Genomic DNA, 18,601 nt, shown 5'->3' with positions numbered 1-18,601 from the left:
GCCAGAGAATCAGAAAGCGAATCGAAGAAGGCTTTGGCTGGATGAAGACCGTGGGCCGGCTGCGCAAGACGATGTATCGAGGAGTAGAGAAGATCGCAATGCAGCTTGACCTACATGCAGTCGCCTACAACCTGGTACGAATGTCCAACTTGGGCCTTGGTGCCACCTGAATGGCCTCCGGGCTCTTCATGGGACTGAAATCTGGCAGTATAACCTGTTGTAAAAGAGCAAAAATCACGACAACAGCAGTTCAGCAAACGTCAGCAAAGGCTGTTGCTGACATCCGCCGCTTTATTTCAACGGCCTGCTAGAATTATTTTTGCCTTCTTTGCCTCAAACCAAAATGCCAAATACGTCATTAGCAGAGGTGCTCCAACAAGAAAAACAAGTTGACCAATGTCAGCCCAGATAATGCCAGAGAATGGCAAAGTAAATTTCACTGCCTGAAAAATCCAGAAGATCAAGAATGCTATTACTAACAGGTGTAACCTCATCCGTATTGAAACTTTGGTTCCTAAAGGATGTGGTTCTAGTGATCCGCATATAGTTGGGAGAAACGAGTTGCGATAACTGATATTTCTGTGGATCTTAAATGAATCATTCTCGATTTTACCAATAAAATCACTATTACCGCCACCCGCAAATATGTTCCAAAAACTCCTTGGTTCAACATGATCGGCAAGTCTCTCTCTAACTTCTGAGATGGGTGCATTCACAATAAATTGAAACTTGTCATAGGGTAGTAATTTCATTTTTTCCTTCAGACAACTATGTAATTAAAGGGAAATTGCCGTTATCCCCCCTCGTCGCCGTACAACATTAAAAAGATTTATCGATCACATTGACGTAACCCGCTGATATCCCACGCTGCAACGACCTGATTTTGTGCCGATTGGGGGGATGGACAGAAAACTGTCCATCCCCCCTTCCCATCTGAATGGAACGTGCAGACGCTACTTATACGCACTTCATTTGCCCGAACTAAAACAACCGCAATATATCGAGATCTACCATCACTGTCAAAGGTGAAGTGCAGATTGTCTTAGCCGGCAATGGCGCACACAAAAAAAAGCGCCAGGTCGTGGGACCTGACGCAAAAGGAGCTACGCCTTACTTGTTGTTTCTCGCGGCTCTATCTTCTACCCCCAAATTATGCTTTGTAAGCCAATCATCGCAGCATCTTGAACCGATGTATTATCTGTTGCTTTTAAGCAGGTCCCGGATCTCAGTAAGCAGTATTTCTTGTTGTGTCGGTGCGGGGGGGACCTCCGGCGCTGCTGCTTCTTTCTTCTTGAGCGTATTTATTGCCTTGACTGCTGCGAAAACTGCCATGGCAATGATAGTAAAATCCACGACTGTTTGTATAAACTTGCCGTAACTAATCAGCACCGGTGGCTTTTTGTCAACCGCTTCTTTAACAACGATGGAGAGTTGTGAAAAATCAACGCCTCCCAGAAGAACTCCGATCGGCGGCATAACAACATCTCCGACGAACGATGATACTATTTTGGCAAATGCCGCACCAATTATAATACCGACCGCCATATCGACGACGTTCCCTTTTACCGCAAACTCCTTGAACTCTTTAACGATGCTCATAGTCACAACCTCCGAAAGAAGTATGGGTGAAAATCCATTCGCAATTAGACAAGATAGGTGTTTAGCGGCATCTATTCATTGCCGGATCCGATAAACCGGTAAATACTGCCGCCAGCTATTGCTCCGATAATTGGGGCCACCCAAAAGAGCCACAATTGTGAAATGGCCCATCCTCCGACGAATATGGCAACCCCGGTACTGCGTGCCGGATTTACCGACGTATTGGTGATCGGAATGCTTATGAGGTGGATCAAGGTAAGTCCCAAACCGATGGCTATCGGCGCAAACCCCTGCGGTGCACGTTTGTCGGTCGCGCCCATGATGATGAAGAGGAACATCATGGTCATCACGATCTCTGTAACGAACCCGGCTAATAGCGAATACCCGCCCGGAGAATGCTCCCCATAGCCATTTGAAGCAAAGCCGGCAGCAACATCGAACCCTATCTTCCCGCTGGCAATGAGGAACAGTACAGCAGCACCAGCAATCCCTCCAAGCACTTGGGCTATGATGTACGGCAGAAGTTGTTTAGCCGGGAAGCGTCCTCCGGCGAAGAGGCCGATGGAAACAGCTGGGTTAAGATGGCACCCCGAAACATGCCCAATGGCATAGGCCATAGTGAGAACAGTCAATCCGAAAGCCAGCGCGACACCATGCAATCCAATCCCGACATTCGGGAATGCCGCAGCAAGTACCGCACTACCACAACCTCCAAGAACCAACCAGAATGTACCGATGAACTCAGCGCAAAGTCGCTTTGACATTGTACTTCTCCTTTCTGGGTGAGGGTGCCATGAAACATGGTGATAGCAAAACACCCTCTTAGAAAATATTCCAAAAGGGTGTTTGCTTGTCAGCAGCCGTAGCGTTATTGCTACTTGTTGTTGCAGTTAAAGTTGGATTCGATACGCCGGTTCTTTGCTTTCCCCGCTTTATCCTTGTTGCTGGCAACGGGTTTTGTAGGACCATACCCAACTGCTTTAATCCGCTCAGGTGCGATCCCGTATTCTTTGATAAGAGAATTACGAATCTTATCTGCGCGCAGCTGAGACAGTTTCATATTAAGAGCTTTTGGTCCAACGTTGTCGGTATGCCCCTCAATGACACCAGTGGCATTGGGGAACTCGTTCAAGAAGTCAGCTAAAGCTTTCAATTCAGGGCGATACTGGGGCTTGAGGTCGGCCTTGTTGGTATCGAACTGGATGTTTATGACAGCTGGGCTGCACAGCTTCGGAGCAGGAGCAGGGGGCGCGACCACTACTGGAGCAGGAGCAATTACCGCGACTTTGGCTGCACTATTAGCGGTGCCACCGGCGCCATTGCAGGTTATGGTGTACTCAGTATTGTCAGCAGGGACAACCTTGACGGTACCCTGAGGCTTAACAGAGCCAACTTCCGGCTGTATTTCACAATTGGTGGCGTTGCTCGACTTCCAAGTCAAAATGGCGGCTTCGCCTTTGGTAATCGAAGCCGGTGTAACCGTCATGTCTGCAGAAGGAGCGGGGGGGGCGGGGGGCGGCACGGGAGCTACTACAGGAGCCGGAACAGGCTTTTGCACAGGAACGGGTTCAACAACCGGCTTTGGCGCAGGTGCAGGTGCAGGTGCCGGTGCAGGTGCCGGAGCTGCCTTGTCGCCAAACAGGAAGGTCAGGCCGGCGGTGTACTCCCAGTTGTATTTAGGCTTGTCCGGACTTTCCAATACGAACAACTGGCGTGCGTCAGCCCGCAACGCGATCGAGTCGGTAACAAAGTACTTGATGCCCCCACCGGCATTGATGGTTGCATCAGTAGTTCTGTCACTGACTTCAAGCCCATCGCGGCCGTGACCGTAGGTAATCCCGCCACCTCCCACTGCAAGGTACGGTACCAGCGGCCCATCCGGCAAAAAGTTGTAGAGGATGTCCAGTCGATAGGACAAGGCATTGACACTTCTGTCATTACGTGTCCCTTCGGTCGCTAAGTAATCAGCAACAGCTTCGACTTCCCAGTTCTTTGTCAGGTCATAGCCCAGGCGCAGCCCAAACACAGGGGCCGTTTCCAAGTGCTGTTCCCCATCGAACGTATAACCGCCGACAAAAGGAGAAATTGAAAATGCCCCCTCTCTTTCTCCGGCAACAGCTGAAGTTGCCATGGTAAGTACAGCAGCACAGGTTAGCATCGATGAAACAATCTTTTTCATACGTCCTCCTTTTCCGAAATAAAATTAAATGCCGGAGTATATAAGCTGCACGGCATTCTGAATAACTGGTGGTGTATCACACATAAGTGGCGCATTCAATTATTTTAATACTGGATCAAGGAAATACCTTGAAATAGTAGGGCACCCATGTCACCAGTTCTTTATATGTAATACATTTTTTATTCAGTAAAACGTTCTTCTATCTTTTCTGTTTTCTAGCACGTACTTCTTCGGCCGGGGTGTTGCTAAGGTGTCAAAAAAAGGCGCCAGGTCGTAGGACCTGGCGCTAAAGGAGCTACTACCTCTTCTTGTTTCTTGTTATTTCTTGCCGCCTCTGCCACTGCTGACCTGTAGTCCCTTCCCCTGTCGGAAAAGGTTGTTACTGCCCGAGGCTCGCCTTGAGGTCAGCGTCGACCGTACCGATCTGGCTGATGTTGAAGTTGCTGACCAAGAACTGCAGCACGTTCGGCGAGAGATAGGCGGGAAGCATGGGACCGAGCTTGATGTCCTTGATCCCCAGGTACAAAAGCGAAAGCAGGATGACGTGCGCCTTCTGCTCGTACCAGGAAAGGATGAAGCTAAGCGGCAGGTCGTTGACGCCGCAGTTGAAGGCTCCGGCGAGGGCCAGGGCGATCTGCACCGCGGAGTAGGCGTCGTTGCACTGCCCCACATCGAGAAGGCGGGGGATGCCGCCGATGTCGCCGAAATCGAGCTTGTTGAAACGGTACTTGCCGCAGGCCAGGGTAAGGATGATGCAGTCCTTGGGGACCTTCTCGGCGAACTCGGTGTAGTAGTTGCGGCCGCTCTTCGCGCCGTCGCAGCCGCCGATCAGGAAGAAGTGCTTGACCGCTCCCCCCTTCACCGCCTCGATGACCTTGTCCGCTACGCCCAGGACGGCGTTGTGCCCGAAGCCGGTCAGGATCTCCTTGCCGGGGGCGTCCGGGAGGTCCGGGCACTCAAGGGCCTTGTTGATCACCTCGTCGAAGTGCCAGCCGGCGATGTGCTTCACACCGGGCCACCCTACCTCGCCCCAGGTGAAGAGGCGGTCTTTGTAGCTGTCGGCGGGGCGCTGGATACAGTTGGTGTTGAAGATGATGGCGCCGGGGAAAGCCTGGAACTCCTTGTGCTGGTCCTGCCAGGCGCCGCCGAAGTTGGCGTAGAGATGGGGGTACTTCTTCAGGGCAGGATAGCCGTGGGCGGGGATCATCTCGCCGTGGGTGTAGATGTCGATCCCCTTCCCTTCGGTCTGCTTGAGGATCTCCTCCAGCATGCGCAGGTCGTGGCCGGAGACCAGTATCCCCTTGTTCTTGCGGGTGCCGAGCTGCACCTTGGTCGGGACCGGATGGCCGTAGCGCTCGACGTGCCCCTCGTTGAGCATTCCCATCACCTTGATGTTGAGCTTGCCGCACTCCATGGCGATGCCGACGAAGTCCATCAGCCCCTTGTCGGTGTCGGTGGTGGCGGCGAGCGCGCTGTGGAAGAAGGCGAATACTTCCTCGTCGGTCTTGCCGAGGATGCAGGCGTGGTTAGCGTAGGCGGCCATACCCTTCAAGCCGTAGATGATGATTTCGATGGAGGAGAGGATGTCGGGATCGCTGTGCTGGCTCATGACTCCGCAGTTTTTACCCTGCGCCACCAGACCTTCCAGCGTATCCGCTATCACCCACGCGGCGGGACCGTCGGTGATGGCCGCGGGAGACGCCCCGTGCTTCTCGCGCCAGGCTCCCTCGTACAGCGCTTTGACCTGTTCCTTCAGGTCGTAGCACCTTCTCAGCTTGCCGGCCAGCTGCACCGGATCGAAATCGACGTTGGTGACCGTGGTGAAGAGCCCTTCGATGAGATACATGTCGGCGACAGTGTTGCGCGCATCCAGGGCACGGGCCTTGTCCGCATAGATAGCGAGCCCCTTGAGACCGTGGAGCAACAGATCCAGCAGGGCGGCTACCTCGGGGCTTTTCCCGCAGACCCCCATGACGTCGCATCCGGTTCCCTTGGCGGCCTGCTCACATTGGCGGCAAAACATGGACATATTGCTTCCCCCTTTGGCATTATAGTAATAAAAGATAACGAAATACGATCTACTATAACGACTAAGAATGTCATTTCAACCCTCGACCAACCAAATATAGATTAATTTAAACCAATAATACTCCTTGCCCGTTGCAGGGAGAGAGTGTGACACCTGTCCTAGCCCGTTCATAGACAAAGGATGAGCCAACATCTAAGGGAGATCCAGCAATGTCCAAGGAAGAGAAGCCTCTATGCAAGTGGAACAAGGAAGAAATAAAGGAAAACCTCAAGGAATTGAAGAAACTGGTGTCGGCACCGCGCTTCGTCTGCCGCAAGTGCGCCCGCGCGGCGCGCAAGGCGGGGGTGCTCTGCAAGCCGGAACCGCTGGATGAGGAAAAAGGCGGCAAGTAAGGTCATTGAAACGTGGAGTTAGCTCATAGCACAGATAAGAAAAGAAGAGCTCCACCTCCTGCATAGAAGTAGATGAATTCGCGGGTGCTCATGGACGTCTCCTTCCGGTCATTGCTGTGCCGGCATGGTGACATTGTCGCCGTGCGTCCCTCATCCCGGGCAACAGTGATCCCAACGTATACCGATGCGCCACTTGCTAAACTCGTTTTGCACCATAAACTAACAAGTTGTTGCCGACTCTTTACTCTCAAACCATCTGTCACAGGCATATAGGATACTGAAAAAGCGCTAAGATCCGACAGGTTATGACTGATGACGGCAAAGTTGCAGCGGACGTCGCAGCGGTTGTGAGATTGGTTGTCCCGTCTTTGGCGTTACTGATAGCATCCACATTCAGGAGGCTGGCATGAATCAACAGGAAGGGTACGCGGACGACGTCGTCAAGGGGTTCATCACCTGGAGCATGGTGTGGGGTCTCGTGGCGGTCCTGGTCGGCGTGCTGATCTCGTTCCAGATCGCTTTCCCGCAGTTGAACCTCCCCCCCTACTTGACCTACGGACGGCTGCGCCCGATCCACACCAACGCCGGGATCTTCGGCTGGGGGATCGGCAGCTTCATGGCCTTTTTCTACTACATCACCCAGCGCCTCACCCGTACCGGCATCTGGAGCCCGGGCCTCGCCCGTGTCCAGCTCTGGCTCTTCAACCTGGCCATAGCGCTCGCCGCGGTGACGCTGGCTCTCGGCATGAACCGCTCCAAGGAGTACGCCGAGCTGGAATGGCCGGTGGCGAGCCTGGTGGTGGTGGTCTGGGTCATCTTCGCGGTCAACATCGTCATGACCATCGTCAAGCGCCGCGAGGAGCAGATGTACATCTCGCTTTGGTACATCCTGGCCACCCTGGTCGGCGTCGCGGTGCTCTACCTGGTGAACAACGCCTCCATTCCCGTGTCGCTCACCAAGTCCTACTCCGCCTACGCGGGGGCCAACGACGCCAACGTGCAGTGGTGGTACGGCCACAACGCCGTCGCCATGGTGCTCACCACTCCACCGCTCGCCATCTTCTACTACTTCCTCCCCAAGGCGACCGGCGTCCCCATCTACAGCCACCGCATGGGCGTGATCGCCTTCTGGAGCCTCATCTTCATGTACCTTTGGACCGGCGCGCATCACCTGCTCTGGGCGCCGGTCCCCGACTGGGTGCAGACGCTCGCCATGGCCTTCTCGGTGATGCTGATCGCCCCCTCCTGGGCCGCGGTCTTCAACGGCTACTTCTCCATGAACGGCCAGTGGCACCAGATGCGCGAGAACTACCTGGTCAAGTTCCTCATCTTCGGCATCACCTTCTACGGGGCGCAGACGCTGCAGGGCCCCTCCCAGTCGATCAGGACTTTCTCCGCCTTCATCCATTTCACCGACTGGGTCCCGGGGCACGTGCACATGGGGACGCTGGGATGGGTCTCTCTGGTCCTCTTCGCCGCCATCTACTACACCCTCCCCCGCATCTACGGCACCGAGATCTACAGCATCCGCCTGGCCAACATCCATTTCTGGCTGGTGCTCACCGGGCAGCTGATGTTCTCGATCAGCATGTGGATCGCAGGTGTACAGCAGGCGGCGATGCTGAACGCGACCAACCCGGACGGAAGCCTCCACTACAGCTTCATGGAGACCATGATCGAGATCTATCCCTACTGGCACATAAGAGCCCTGGGCGGGGTGGTGTATCTCGCCGGACTTTGCGTGTTCCTCTACAACATCTGGAAGACGGTCGCGGGCGCCAAGACGCAGGGCGCCGCACAGCCGGCCTAGGGAGGAGACGCCATGATAGAAAAGAAACCGATCGTTTTCCTGCTCCTGGCCACCGCCACCATCCTGGTCGGCACCGTCATCACCATGGTGGTCCCCTTCCGGTGGATCAACGACCCCAAACTCGCCATCGCCTCGGTGAAGCCCTACACGCCGCTGCAGCTTGAGGGGCGCGACATCTACATCCGCGAGGGGTGCAACAACTGCCATACCCAGACGGTGCGGCCGCTCTTATCCGACGTGGAGCGCTACGGCGAGTACTCCAAAAGCGGCGAGTTCGTCTACGATCAGCCCTTCCTCTGGGGCTCCCGGAGAAATGGGCCGGACCTCGCCCGAATAGGCGGCAAGTACCCCGATGCCTGGCACGTGAAGCACATGAAGGATCCCCGTTCCATGGTGCCGCGCTCCAACATGCCCGCTTATGCCTTCATGAACCAGCCGCTCGACTCGAGCCTCAGCGAGCGGAAGATGAAGGCGCTCAACTTCCCCTATACCCAGGCAGACCTGGACGCGCTCAAGGGGAAGACGGAGCTGGACGCCATGGTCGCCTACCTGCAGAAGGTCGGAAACGACATCCCCTGGAGAAAGACCGGCCGCGCCGCCGTGCTGGGCGAGCTGAAGAACCCCTACCAGGACAACATGTCAGTGCTCCCGGAGGGAAAGAAGCTCTACAGCGAGCACTGTGCCCAGTGCCACGGGGAGGGGCTGAAGGGAGAGGTGGGACCGGACCTGCGCGACATGGACAAGCCGGACGCGGCGGTCTTCGGCATCATCTACAGCGGCACCCAGGCCGGCATGCCCGGCTTCGGCGACTCGCTAGGGAAGGATAGGACCTGGAAGGTGGTCACCTACATCAAATCCGTGCACAGGCGCTGATATGGATCTTGCGAGCATCTACTACCTGGGAGTCACCATCCTGCTCTTCCTCGTCTTCGCCGCCATCGTGGCGCGGACCTACAGCAAAAAGCACAAGGCCAGCGGCGAGGAGCCGAAGTACCGGATGATGGACGACGATCACCCGAAAGAGAACGGCAAAGGAGGACGAGATGTCCGACGAAAATAAGGAGTACGACGGCATCAGGTACCGCCCGGAAAAGAAAACCCCGCTGGTCTTCAGGATCCTGTTCTACGGGCTCATCCTCTGGGCCGTCCCCTTCATGGGGTACTACCTGTTCAGCGGCTGGAGTTCCTACGCCGAGTTCGACACGATCAAGAAGGCCAAGGAGGCCCGGCTGGCGGTCCAGAAGGAGAAACTGGAGAAAGCGGCGCCGCGCAGCGCCAACGAGGAGATCAGAAGCACCAACCTGATCGCCGAAGGTAAGAAGGAGTTCGCCGAACGCTGCGTCGCCTGCCACGGAGCGGACGGCAAAGGAGGCATCGGCCCCGACCTGACCCGCAAGCAGTTCAAATACGGCAGGACCGCCCCGGACGTTACCAGCAGCATCGTCGACGGCCGCCCCGGCGGGATGCCCGGCTTCAAGAACGACCTCTCCGGTGAGAAGGTGCAGGGGCTCGTGCAGTTCGTGCTGTCGCTTTGAGGCAAGGGAACAAGCGGAGCGGGCGCCTGGCCCCCTGGCGCAAAGGCGTACAGTGGCTGGCCTCGCTCCTCCTGCTGGCGATCCCGTTTCTCCAGATAGGCGGGCAATCGCTGCTGCGCCTGGATGCCGGCAGCAGGACCCTCCTCTTCTTCGGCGCGAGCCTCCGCATCGAGGAGTTCTACCTCTTCCTCATCGTGGTGCTGATCCTGGTCTTTGGATTCTTGTTCGTCACCATGCTCTTCGGCCGGGTCTGGTGCGGTTGGCTCTGCCCCCAGACCACATTGTGCGACCTGGCCGACTGGATGAACGCAAGGCTCGGGGGGCTTAAGCCCGCGCGCTGGCAGCGGGGAGCGCGCCACCTTTCCTACCTTGCCCTCTCAGCACTGGTAGCCTGCAACCTGGTCTGGTACTTCATCGCGCCGCCGCAGTTTTTCCAGCGGCTCATCGCCGGCGGTATCGGCCCCGTCGCCGGTATCACCCTCATCACCGTGTTCTTGCTGGTGTACCTCGACCTTGCCTTGGTGCGGCGGAGCTTCTGCAAGAGCGTCTGCCCCTACGGCAGGATCCAGCTCATGACCATGGAGCGCGGCACCCTGACGCTGGAATTCGACCCGGCCCGAAAAGATGCCTGCCTTCGCTGCGGCGCCTGCGTCAGGTCCTGCCCCATGGGAATCGACATCCGCGACGGGCTGCAGGTCGAGTGCATCAACTGCGGGCGCTGCCTCGACGCCTGCCGCGAAGTGATGGAGAAGCGCGGATGCTCCGGCCTCATCCGTTACAGCTTCGGAAACGCACCGGGGGAGCCGGTCCGTCTGAACCGCAAAGCCCTCCTTTTGGGGGCGGTGCTGCTGCTATTGGCGTTAGCCTTGGCCGCAGGCGTCGCGGGAAGAAAGGAAGCGACCCTGAAGCTGCAGCGTAGCGCCGGCGCCGAGGTGAAGCGGTTCCCGGACGGATCCCTGGTCAACTTCTACACGGTCTACCTGGAGAACCGCGCCACCCGCGCCGGTTGCTTCTCGCTGGAAGTGGCGCCGCTGCCGGGGCGCCAGATGGAGCTGATCGGGCCGGTGCAAGGGTTGCAACTCGCTGCGAACCAGAACCGGAAGGTGGACCTGGCGCTCAAGGTGAAACCGGCGCCGGCGAGGGCGCTGAACGCCGAACTGAGGCTCGTGTCGCAAGGAAGGGTGCTGGCGGCGACGCCGCTCCCGGTGGCAGTGGAGTAACGACAAGGGAAAAAGCATGACCAAGCGCACCACCAAAACCGCCTGCTGCTATCGGGTCGTCCTAGTGACGCTGTTCGGCATCTTCATCGCCGGCATGGCCGCTACCTTTTTCGCCTCCGGGATGCTCGCGAGCCGTGTTACCGATCCCGACTATTACCGCAACGGGCTCAACTACGACCGCACCCGAAGCGGCGCCAGGAACCCCGGGCTCAAATGGACCCTGACGGCGACGCTTGCCGGGCGCGATCTGCTGGTTCGCGTCTGCGACGAGAAGGGAGCGCCGGTTGCCGGAGGGAGCCTTTCCCTGCACCCCGGCAAAAAAACGGACAGCTCTGCGTTGCCGCTGCAGCTTGCCGAGAGCGCGCCTGGGGTATTCCGGACTTCGTTGCCGGTATCCGCCCAGAGTGAGATACAGGGGGTGCTCCTCTTCACCAGGGGCGAGGCCAGCGCGAGCCAAAGGGTGGTGTTCTTCAATTGACGGCCGCCCGATTCCCATGCTTTCACTGCGGAGCCGAGATCCCCGCCGGGGCGCTGGTGGAGGAGCGCGCGGCAGACGCCACCTTGAGCTTTTGCTGCCACGGCTGCCATGGCGCCTACCTCGTCATCAGCGGTGCCGGGCTCGCGGACTTCTACCGGCGCAGGGAGTGGCGGGAGAGTGGCCTTTCCCCGCAGGCCTTCCAGGGTAAGTACCAGGAGAGCTACCTCGCCCGCTTCGTCTACCAAGCGGGGTCAGCGAGCGCCATCGACATCATCATCGACGGCATCCGCTGCGCCTCCTGCGTCTGGCTCAACGAAAAAATCATCGGAAGGATTGCCGGAGTTCAAGAAGTCCGCGTCAACTACGCCACCGGGAGGGCGCGCGTACTTTTCGACGGCTCGCGCACCTCGCCGGCGCAGATCTTCTCCAGGATCGACGAGTTGGGCTACCTCCCCCGCCCTTACACCCGCAACGCAGCCAAAGAGGTGGCGCTGAACGAGCACAAGGATCTCCTCTTTCGTTTCGGCACCGCGGCCTTTCTCTCCATGCAGCTCATGGCCTACGCCTTCGCCCTTTACGCCGGCTACTTCCTGGGCATCGACGAGCAGATGAAGAATTACCTGCAACTCTTCTCGTGGCTTGTGACGACGCCGGTGGTCTTTTACTGCGGCTGGCCCTTTCTGCGCGGCGCCTGGCGCGGCATCGTCAACGGATCCCCCAACATGGAGCTCCTCATCGCCACAGGCGCCCTCTCCTCTTACGGCTACAGCGTCTATGCCACCTTCGCCGGGGAGGAGGTGTACTTCGAGACCGCGGCGATGATCGTCACCCTGATCCTCATAGGGAGGCTCCTGGAAAACGCCGCCAAAAGGAGGGCCTCCAGCGGGATCGAGAGGCTCATGGAGCTTTGCTCAGGGGAAGCGCAGCGCTTCAAGGGAGAGGAGCTGGAGCCGGTTGACCCCTCCCTTTTGCGTCCGGGCGACCTGATCCTGGTTTCCCCTGGAGAGCGCTTCCCGGTCGACGGCGCCATAGCCGAAGGGGCCACCGACGTCGACGAATCCGCCGCGACCGGCGAGCCGCTCCCCCTCTACAAGCAGGCCGGAGACCAGGTGATCGCGGGAAGCTGCAACCTGACCGGAGCCGTCCGGGTGCGCTGCGAAAAAGAGGTGGAGGAGAGCTTCATCGCCCGCGTGGCGCGCCTGGTGGAGCAGGCGCAGAGCCGCCGCGCGCCGATCCAGCGTCTGGCGGACCGCGTCAGCGGTTATTTCGTCCCCGCTGTCCTCACCCTGACCGTCGCCACCTTCTGCTGGCATTTCTCTCAAGGGGGAGAATTCGGCCGGAGCCTCATGACCGCCTTAGCCGTCGTCGTCATCGCCTGCCCCTGCGCCCTTGGCCTCGCGACTCCCACGGCCATCCTCGCCGGGACCGGCGCCGCCGCCTCCGCCGGGGTGATCTTCAAGGGAGGGGACATCCTGGAGCGGCTGAGCCGGGTCACCGTCGTAGTCTTCGACAAGACCGGCACCCTCACCTGCGGGACTCCCATGCTGGTCGACGTCCAGCCGGCGCAGGGGCTTACCCGCGGCGAGGTACTGGCCTTGGCCGCTGCGGTGGAGCGCGGCTCGCTGCACCCCATCGCGAAAGCGGTGCGCGAGTACGCCGAGGCAAACGGCGTCGCCTACCCGGTGGGAGAGGAGCTGGTAAGCCTCGCCGGCGGCGGGGTGACCGGGAGGGTCGCCGGGGAAGCAGTCGCCGTCGGCAGCGTCTCTTTCCTGAAGCGGACCGGCGCCGGCGGCGTCCCCGAACGGGTCGAGTCGCCGGAGGGGGGGATCGTGGTAGGGGTTGCGCGCAGGGGGCGTTACTGCGGCGCGCTGGTGTTGAAGGACCGGATCAGGGAGGACGCGCCCGCGCTCGTTTCCTACTTCAAGAGGGGGGGGATCGGGACGCTTTTATTCAGCGGCGACCGGCAGGAGTGCACCGAAAAAGCGGCGCTCGCCGCCGGGATAGATAAGGCTTGGGGGGAGCTTTCCCCGGCGGAGAAGGCGGCGAAGATCGAGAGGTTGCGCGAGGAAGGGGGAACCGTCCTTATGGTGGGCGACGGCATCAACGACGCCCCGGCGCTTTCGGCTGCCGACGTCGGCTGCGCCGTCGCGGGGGGGACCGACATCGCCATGGAGACCTCCGATCTGGTGCTCGCCAAGCCCGACCTGGAGCGGCTGGCCGAGGCCCACCGGATGGCGCGGCGCACCATGGCCGTGGTGCGGCAAAATTTGGCCTGGGCCTTTCTCTACAACGTGGTCGGCGTCCCCTTGGCCATGACCGGGCGGCTGACGCCGGTATATGCTGCAGCCGCCATGGCGCTCAGTTCGGTTTGCGTGGTCGGCAATTCACTCAAACTTATGAGGACAAGAAATGGCTAGCTCACTTATCGCCTTGATGGGGCTGTCGCTTTTTCTCGGATGCGCATGCTGGCTCTTCTTTCTCTGGGCGGTGCGGCGCGGGGAATTCCACGACATGGAGCGCCCCAAGCACCGGATGCTGGATGAAGACGAGCGGGAGAAGTGGCGGAAGTAGGAGGGCGAGGGGAGACAAGCAGAGCCCCCCTCCCGACCTCCCCCCGCTGGGGGGAGGAGCTTAAGAACAGGAAACATACACAGAATGAGTCGGAGGTTCGATGCTGGTAGTATGGTTGGCTTTTTTGGCGGGGGCTACGGGAAGCTTCCACTGCATAGGGATGTGCGGCGGGGTGGTGGCAGCCCTTTCTTTGAGGGACAGCGAGGCGCCCTTGCGCGCGCGCATCTTTTCCCAGCTCTGCTACAACCTCGGCCGGGTCGCCACCTACACCCTGCTCGGGGCGGTCGCCGGACTCGCCGGCTCCGCCCTCGACCTCGTGGCGCTCAAGTCCGCCTCCTTCTGGTTTCTAGCCGGCGCCAACCTCTTGGTGGTCATGATCGGCCTCAGCTCCGCGCTCGGCCTCGACGCCCTCAAGCTCTCAGCCTTTGAAAGGGGTACTGCTAGCTTCCTCTCCAAGCCGCTCAAGCGCGCGCTCTCGGCCCGGGCCCCGCTGGCGTCGTTTCCCCTGGGGCTCGTCCTCGGGCTCCTTCCCTGCGGCATGGTCTACGCGCCGCTCGTGGCCGCGGCGGGAACCGGCAGCGCAGTGACCGGCGCCGCCACCATGGCGGCCCTGGGAGCGGGAACGATTCCCGTCATGCTCGGCTTCGGCACCGCGTCAAGCGCCGTATCCGGTAAGCTTCACCGGGTCATGCTCCGGCTCGCAGGGGTCGCCGTGGCCCTCATGGGAATCGCCGGGCTCTGGCGCGCATTGGGAAGATAGGGCGACCCTGTTTCTTCCTCCGGACTTCGCCCAGTACAGCGCCCGGTCCGCTTCCTTGATGAACCACTCGGCGTTCTGGCCCCGTGCCACGAGCCCTCCCGACACACCGACGCTTACGGTCACCACCCCCAGCTCCGACGCCTCGTGCGGCAGCGCCTTTTCCTGCAGCATCCGACGCAGCCGCTCCCCAAGCCCCTCGGCAATTTCCGGCCTGCTGTCCGGGAGCACGACGGCGAACTCCTCGCCGCCGTAGCGCGCCGGCACCTCCCCCGCCCTCTTGAAGCTTCCCTGGAGCAGTTCCCCGAAGGACTGCAGGCATTTGTCCCAGGCCACGTGCCCGTAATGGTCGTTGTAATCCTTGAAGAAATCGATATCGCACAGGATAAGGGAGAGGTAGCGCCCGTTGCGCATGGCGCGCTGTACCTCCAGCCGCAGTGTCTCGTCGAAGTGCCTGCGGTTGGCGACGCCGGTCAGGCCATCGACCCGGGCCAGCACCTCCAGCGCCCGGTTCTTCTCCTCCAGTTTAATTAATAAATTACCTTGCCAGCTGTCCGACATGCCCTCTCCCGCTGGGAGAGGGAGCAGAAACGGGGTAACGCCTATGGGTTGTTGGCGGGTCTGCGGCTGCTACACTCTTGCATTGGTAATTTTTAATTTTTTTTACAAAGGGGACGCCATGGCAGAGCAAACGCAGGAGAACGGCTATCACCGGCTGATGCAGCGCGTGAACAAGTTCCCGCAGGGGGCGCCTCCCTCGGAGCTGTTGCTCAAGATCTACGCCCTTTTGTGCAGCGAGGAGGAGGCGAGGCTTTTGAGCCGGCTGCCGCTGCGCCCGTTTTCGGCGGCCAAGGCGGCGCGGGTGTGGCGCATGGACAAGGAAGCGGCGCGGGGCAGATTGGAGCAGATGGCGTCGCGGTCGCTATTGCTGGACATCGAGCGGGACGGCAAGATGGTGTACGTCCTCCCTCCCCCCATGGCGGGGTTCTTCGAGTTTTCGCTGATGAGGCTGCGGCCGGATCTTGACCAGAAGCAGTTGGCCGGCCTCTTCTTCCGCTACATCAACGTGGAGGACGACTTCATCCGCGACCTTTTCGCCGGTGGGGAGACGCCGCTGGGGAGGGTGCTGGTGAACGAGGAGGCGATACCGGAGGAGAAGGTCTGCCAGGTGCTGGATTACGAGCGTGCCAGCGAGGTGATCAGGAGTGCTACCCACATAGCGGTCGGCCTTTGCTACTGCAGGCACAAGATGCAGCAGGTGGGAAAGGGGTGCCAGGCGCCCTTGGACATCTGCATGACGCTGAACCTCGCCGCCCAGTCCCTGATCAGGCACGGCGCCGCCCGCAGCGTCGATGCGGCCGAAGGGCTCGACCTCCTGCAAAAGGCGCGGGACCTGAACCTCGTGCAGTGCGCCGACAACGTGCAGCGGCAGGTCAACTTCATCTGCCACTGCTGCGGCTGCTGCTGCGAGGGGTTGATCGCCACCCGCCGCCTGGCGATTCCCAACGCCATGTACACCACCAACTTCATCCAGGCCACCGACCCCGCCCGTTGCGACGGCTGCGGCAGGTGCGTCGCCATCTGCCCGGTGGACGCCATCTCGCTTGTGCGTGAGCCGGAGGGAAGCGGCATGCCGGCAAAAGCCAGGTTGAATTCCGAACTCTGTCTTGGGTGCGGGGTCTGCACACGCAACTGCCACAATAAGGCGGTGCGGCTTGAGCCGAGGGAGAAGCGGATGCTGACCCCGGTCAACACCGCCCACCGGCTGGTATTGATGGCCCTGGAGCGGGGGAAGCTGCAGAACCTCATCTTCGACAACCAGGCCTACCTGAGCCACCGCGCCCTGGCCGCGATACTGGGGGCGATACTGAGGCTTCCCCCGGTGAAACGGCTCACGGCCAGCCGGCAGCTCAAGTCGCGCTACCTGGAGCGCTTGATGGCGGACGTCGACGTCACCAGGTTTTCCAGGTTCGAGTGAAGATGGGGACTGGCTCCGCCAGGTGCCTGTCCCCCTTCAGGCCGCCCTAGATGAATCCCAAAAGCTCCAGCCCCTCCTTGAAAAGGAGCAGCGCGAAGAGGACGAGGAGCCCCCCGAGAAAGCGCATGGTGTACAGGTAGAGCCTGCCGGATAGAAATGCCTTCGACCTTCCCACCGCCACGGCGAGGATGACCTTGGCCCCGATAAGCGACAGGTAGAAGCTCAGCACGAAGGCGAAAAACGCGGTCCAGCCGACGTTGAGCGATTTGGTCAGAAGCGGCGCGCCGACGGTGATCCAGAACAGATAGGGGTGCGGACTGAGGAAATTGGTCAGCACCCCTTTTCTTAGCGACTTGGGCTCCTCTTTGGGAAGATCCAGCTGAACCGGGCGGGTACGGATGGAATCCCATCCAGTGGCTAGGACGAAGAGCCCTCCCGCCAGGGATACGCCCCCGAGTACCCCATGGTAGCCGGAGACATTGACCAAAAGGAGCAGCGTGGCGAGGACGATGGGAAGATCGGTGACGACGGGCGACAGGGCGACCCGCACCCCGGACCTGGTCCCGTGGTGCAGCGTTTCGGAGATGACCAGCATGAGCAGCGGCCCGGGGGAGAACCCGGCGGAGAAACCTAGCACGAGCCCCGCGGTGAGAAAATCCAGCATGTTGAGACGGCACCTTTCCCCGCAGCTCAGCGCTCCTTATTCGGCATGGGCGGCTGTTCCGCTGCGGTTTCCATTCCTTCGGCAACTTCCTTGATGATCCCCATCTGCACATAGATCGGCCGCACCAGTCGCCTTATGCGCGGCAGGTTCCTGGCGAAGACCACCGCCCCGATGAGGCAGCAGATGGCGCCCAGGAGCAGGGTGTCCCTGGGGCCGATCATCCTGGTCATGGCGCCGGCGCCCAGGCTGCCGAAAGGCGCCATCCCCATGAAGGCGACGGTGAAAAAGCTCATCACCCGCCCCCGCTTGTCCTCCTCCAGGATGGTCTGCAGGATGGTGTTGCAGGAGGCGACGAGCGTCATGGCCCCGTAGCCGGCCACCACCAGGGAAGCTAGCGACAGCCACAGGGTCTCCGACAGCGCGAACCCGGCGACCCCCACGGCGAAGAGCGCCGCCGAGGCCACGATCAGCCTCCCCAGTCCCAGCACCGATCCGCGGGAGGCGAGGTAGACGGTGCCGGCCAAGGCTCCGCAACCGGCCGCGGTCATCAGAAAACCGAAGGTGTGGGCGCCGCCGTGCAGGATGTCTTTGGCGAAGACCGGGACCAGGACCGTGTACGGCATCCCTGTCAGGCTCATCAGGGCGATCAGGAGCAGGATGCTTCTTATCGGCGCAAAGCCGAAGGAATAGACGAACCCTTCCTTCAGCTCGTGCAGGACGTTGCGCCTGGGCTTCGCGCTTCCGGCGCGGGGCTCGATGCGCATGGCCGCGAGCGCCAGCAAGACGGCCAGGTAGCTCGCGCTGTTCAAGAGGAAGCAGATCCCCTCCCCTACCGAGGCGACCAGGAGGCCTGCTACCGTCGGCCCGATCAGCCGCGCACCGTTCACCATCGAGGAGTTGAGGGCGATGGCGTTCCCCAGGTCGTCGCGGTGCGCCACCATCTCCACCACGAAGGATTGCCGGACCGGGATGTCGAAGGCGTTCACCATGCCGAGCACGAGGCTCAAGGCCACGATGTGCCAGACCTCGACCACCCCCAGCAGCACGGCCGCGGCCAGCACCGCCGCCTGCACCATGGCGAGGCCCTGGGTGAGCATCAGGATGCGCCTGCGGTTCCAGCGGTCCGCGAGCACCCCCGCCACCGGCGAGAACAAAAAGGTCGGTATCTGGCTGGTAAAGCCGACCACCCCCAAAAGGAAAGCGGAGCCGGTGAGGCGGTACACGAGCCAGCTCATGGCGACCTGCTGCATCCAGGTCCCGACCAGCGACACGCTTTGACCCGCCACGAAGAGCCGGTAGTTCCTGGAGCGGAGCGCCCGCAGCAGGGTTTTCATTTTGGAGATGTCCATGGTCCCCTCCTTCGCCCGCTTCACTGTGAGGAGCACCGCC

Annotated in this window: 20 protein-coding genes; 12 read left to right on the top strand and 8 right to left on the bottom strand. The window is 60.2% G+C overall.

Translation table 11 applies throughout. The annotated features are described in order from the left end of the window. The coding region (locus tag K419_RS22205) for a transposase (protein WP_035497344.1) at positions 1-170 on the top strand (170 nt) is incomplete at its 5' end. Between the two features lie 126 nt (positions 171-296). Here the strand turns inward: K419_RS22205 and K419_RS23620 are convergent. The 5 genes from K419_RS23620 to hcp all read right to left on the bottom strand — a co-directional run bounded on the left by K419_RS23620 (position 297) and on the right by hcp (position 5,807). Continuing rightward, complete coding sequence (locus K419_RS23620) at positions 297-752, bottom strand: hypothetical protein (RefSeq protein ID WP_156912225.1); 456 nt, start codon at positions 750-752, stop codon at positions 297-299. 442 nt (positions 753-1,194) lie between these two features. Beyond that, positions 1,195-1,599 carry a large-conductance mechanosensitive channel protein MscL gene (gene mscL, locus K419_RS0116340; protein ID WP_012529672.1) on the bottom strand — a complete coding sequence of 135 codons (405 nt, stop codon included), beginning with the start codon at positions 1,597-1,599 and terminating at the stop codon, positions 1,195-1,197. A gap of 71 nt (positions 1,600-1,670) precedes the next feature. Next, on the bottom strand, positions 1,671-2,363 hold the full coding sequence (gene aqpZ / locus K419_RS0116335; protein WP_026842528.1) for an aquaporin Z: 693 nt from the start codon (positions 2,361-2,363) through the stop codon (positions 1,671-1,673). A gap of 110 nt (positions 2,364-2,473) precedes the next feature. Further along, positions 2,474-3,778 (bottom strand): OmpA family protein, encoded by a 1,305-nt coding sequence (locus K419_RS0116330; protein ID WP_026842527.1) that lies wholly within the window; start codon positions 3,776-3,778, stop codon positions 2,474-2,476. A gap of 379 nt (positions 3,779-4,157) precedes the next feature. Further along, positions 4,158-5,807, bottom strand: a complete 1,650-nt coding sequence (hcp, locus tag K419_RS0116325) for a hydroxylamine reductase (RefSeq protein ID WP_026842526.1) — start codon at positions 5,805-5,807, stop codon at positions 4,158-4,160. A 209-nt stretch (positions 5,808-6,016) separates the two neighbouring features. Here hcp and K419_RS0116320 point away from each other — a divergent pair, with 209 nt between their 5' ends. From K419_RS0116320 to K419_RS0116275, 10 genes are all read left to right on the top strand, one after another. Continuing rightward, the gene (locus tag K419_RS0116320) at positions 6,017-6,199 is read left to right on the top strand and encodes a hypothetical protein (protein WP_026842525.1); all 183 of its coding nucleotides are present in this window, start codon (positions 6,017-6,019) and stop codon (positions 6,197-6,199) included. A gap of 406 nt (positions 6,200-6,605) precedes the next feature. Then, positions 6,606-8,009, top strand: coding sequence for a cbb3-type cytochrome c oxidase subunit I (locus tag K419_RS0116315; protein WP_026842524.1), 1,404 nt, complete (start codon positions 6,606-6,608; stop codon positions 8,007-8,009). Positions 8,010-8,021: 12 nt separating this feature from the next. Beyond that, the gene (locus K419_RS0116310; RefSeq protein ID WP_026842523.1) at positions 8,022-8,882 is read left to right on the top strand and encodes a cbb3-type cytochrome c oxidase subunit II; all 861 of its coding nucleotides are present in this window, start codon (positions 8,022-8,024) and stop codon (positions 8,880-8,882) included. 1 nt (position 8,883) lies between these two features. Then, on the top strand, positions 8,884-9,069 hold the full coding sequence (locus tag K419_RS0116305; RefSeq protein WP_026842522.1) for a cbb3-type cytochrome c oxidase subunit 3: 186 nt from the start codon (positions 8,884-8,886) through the stop codon (positions 9,067-9,069). Continuing rightward, entirely contained in the window at positions 9,053-9,544 is a 492-nt protein-coding gene (locus K419_RS0116300; RefSeq protein WP_026842521.1) for a c-type cytochrome, read from the top strand. The genes K419_RS0116305 and K419_RS0116300 overlap by 17 nt, the downstream gene beginning before the upstream one ends. Beyond that, positions 9,541-10,764 (top strand): 4Fe-4S dicluster domain-containing protein, encoded by a 1,224-nt coding sequence (locus K419_RS0116295; protein ID WP_026842520.1) that lies wholly within the window; start codon positions 9,541-9,543, stop codon positions 10,762-10,764. Before K419_RS0116300 ends, K419_RS0116295 begins: the two co-directional genes overlap by 4 nt. A gap of 16 nt (positions 10,765-10,780) precedes the next feature. After that, positions 10,781-11,242 carry a FixH family protein gene (locus tag K419_RS0116290; RefSeq protein WP_026842519.1) on the top strand — a complete coding sequence of 154 codons (462 nt, stop codon included), beginning with the start codon at positions 10,781-10,783 and terminating at the stop codon, positions 11,240-11,242. Continuing rightward, positions 11,239-13,659: a heavy metal translocating P-type ATPase gene (locus tag K419_RS0116285; protein WP_026842518.1), complete on the top strand. Its 2,421-nt coding sequence runs from the start codon at positions 11,239-11,241 to the stop codon at positions 13,657-13,659. The genes K419_RS0116290 and K419_RS0116285 overlap by 4 nt, the downstream gene beginning before the upstream one ends. Beyond that, a complete protein-coding gene (gene ccoS, locus K419_RS0116280; RefSeq protein WP_026842517.1) occupies positions 13,652-13,813 on the top strand; it encodes a cbb3-type cytochrome oxidase assembly protein CcoS in 162 nt (53 codons plus the stop codon). The genes K419_RS0116285 and ccoS overlap by 8 nt, the downstream gene beginning before the upstream one ends. Before the next feature lie 100 nt (positions 13,814-13,913). Then, positions 13,914-14,573, top strand: a complete 660-nt coding sequence (locus K419_RS0116275) for a sulfite exporter TauE/SafE family protein (RefSeq protein ID WP_026842516.1) — start codon at positions 13,914-13,916, stop codon at positions 14,571-14,573. Here the strand turns inward: K419_RS0116275 and K419_RS0116270 are convergent. After that, positions 14,469-15,131, bottom strand: a complete 663-nt coding sequence (locus tag K419_RS0116270) for a GGDEF domain-containing protein (RefSeq protein WP_026842515.1) — start codon at positions 15,129-15,131, stop codon at positions 14,469-14,471. The two genes, K419_RS0116275 and K419_RS0116270, sit on opposite strands and share 105 nt — an antisense overlap. Positions 15,132-15,249: 118 nt before the next feature. Between K419_RS0116270 and K419_RS0116265 the strand changes: the two genes are divergently transcribed. Beyond that, on the top strand, positions 15,250-16,548 hold the full coding sequence (locus tag K419_RS0116265) for a 4Fe-4S dicluster domain-containing protein (protein WP_026842514.1): 1,299 nt from the start codon (positions 15,250-15,252) through the stop codon (positions 16,546-16,548). Between the two features lie 46 nt (positions 16,549-16,594). On the opposite strand, the gene K419_RS0116260 is transcribed toward K419_RS0116265, so the two are convergent. Both K419_RS0116260 and K419_RS0116255 read right to left on the bottom strand, forming a co-directional pair. After that, positions 16,595-17,212 carry a LysE family translocator gene (locus tag K419_RS0116260; RefSeq protein WP_026842513.1) on the bottom strand — a complete coding sequence of 206 codons (618 nt, stop codon included), beginning with the start codon at positions 17,210-17,212 and terminating at the stop codon, positions 16,595-16,597. A 26-nt stretch (positions 17,213-17,238) separates the two neighbouring features. Further along, entirely contained in the window at positions 17,239-18,561 is a 1,323-nt protein-coding gene (locus tag K419_RS0116255; RefSeq protein WP_026842512.1) for an MFS transporter, read from the bottom strand. Positions 18,562-18,601 lie beyond the last annotated feature (40 nt).

This window comes from Citrifermentans bremense R1 (assembly GCF_000426865.1).
Taxonomy (GTDB): Bacteria; Desulfobacterota; Desulfuromonadia; order Geobacterales; family Geobacteraceae; genus Geomonas; species Geomonas bremensis.
This window is presented reverse-complemented; position numbering and strand designations above follow the sequence as displayed.

What these genes read in the sequence shown, in the direction of transcription:
- K419_RS23620 (WP_156912225.1), bottom strand. Translation starts at nt 752, where the DNA reads ATGAAATTACTACCCTATGACAAGTTTCAATTTATTGTGAATGCACCC.
- mscL (WP_012529672.1), bottom strand. Translation starts at nt 1,599, where the DNA reads ATGAGCATCGTTAAAGAGTTCAAGGAGTTTGCGGTAAAAGGGAACGTC.
- aqpZ (WP_026842528.1), bottom strand. Translation starts at nt 2,363, where the DNA reads ATGTCAAAGCGACTTTGCGCTGAGTTCATCGGTACATTCTGGTTGGTT.
- K419_RS0116330 (WP_026842527.1), bottom strand. Translation starts at nt 3,778, where the DNA reads ATGAAAAAGATTGTTTCATCGATGCTAACCTGTGCTGCTGTACTTACC.
- hcp (WP_026842526.1), bottom strand. Translation starts at nt 5,807, where the DNA reads ATGTCCATGTTTTGCCGCCAATGTGAGCAGGCCGCCAAGGGAACCGGA.
- K419_RS0116320 (WP_026842525.1), top strand. Translation starts at nt 6,017, where the DNA reads ATGTCCAAGGAAGAGAAGCCTCTATGCAAGTGGAACAAGGAAGAAATA.
- K419_RS0116315 (WP_026842524.1), top strand. Translation starts at nt 6,606, where the DNA reads ATGAATCAACAGGAAGGGTACGCGGACGACGTCGTCAAGGGGTTCATC.
- K419_RS0116310 (WP_026842523.1), top strand. Translation starts at nt 8,022, where the DNA reads ATGATAGAAAAGAAACCGATCGTTTTCCTGCTCCTGGCCACCGCCACC.
- K419_RS0116305 (WP_026842522.1), top strand. Translation starts at nt 8,884, where the DNA reads ATGGATCTTGCGAGCATCTACTACCTGGGAGTCACCATCCTGCTCTTC.
- K419_RS0116300 (WP_026842521.1), top strand. Translation starts at nt 9,053, where the DNA reads ATGTCCGACGAAAATAAGGAGTACGACGGCATCAGGTACCGCCCGGAA.
- K419_RS0116290 (WP_026842519.1), top strand. Translation starts at nt 10,781, where the DNA reads ATGACCAAGCGCACCACCAAAACCGCCTGCTGCTATCGGGTCGTCCTA.
- ccoS (WP_026842517.1), top strand. Translation starts at nt 13,652, where the DNA reads ATGGCTAGCTCACTTATCGCCTTGATGGGGCTGTCGCTTTTTCTCGGA.
- K419_RS0116275 (WP_026842516.1), top strand. Translation starts at nt 13,914, where the DNA reads ATGCTGGTAGTATGGTTGGCTTTTTTGGCGGGGGCTACGGGAAGCTTC.
- K419_RS0116270 (WP_026842515.1), bottom strand. Translation starts at nt 15,131, where the DNA reads ATGTCGGACAGCTGGCAAGGTAATTTATTAATTAAACTGGAGGAGAAG.
- K419_RS0116265 (WP_026842514.1), top strand. Translation starts at nt 15,250, where the DNA reads ATGGCAGAGCAAACGCAGGAGAACGGCTATCACCGGCTGATGCAGCGC.
- K419_RS0116260 (WP_026842513.1), bottom strand. Translation starts at nt 17,212, where the DNA reads ATGCTGGATTTTCTCACCGCGGGGCTCGTGCTAGGTTTCTCCGCCGGG.
- K419_RS0116255 (WP_026842512.1), bottom strand. Translation starts at nt 18,561, where the DNA reads ATGGACATCTCCAAAATGAAAACCCTGCTGCGGGCGCTCCGCTCCAGG.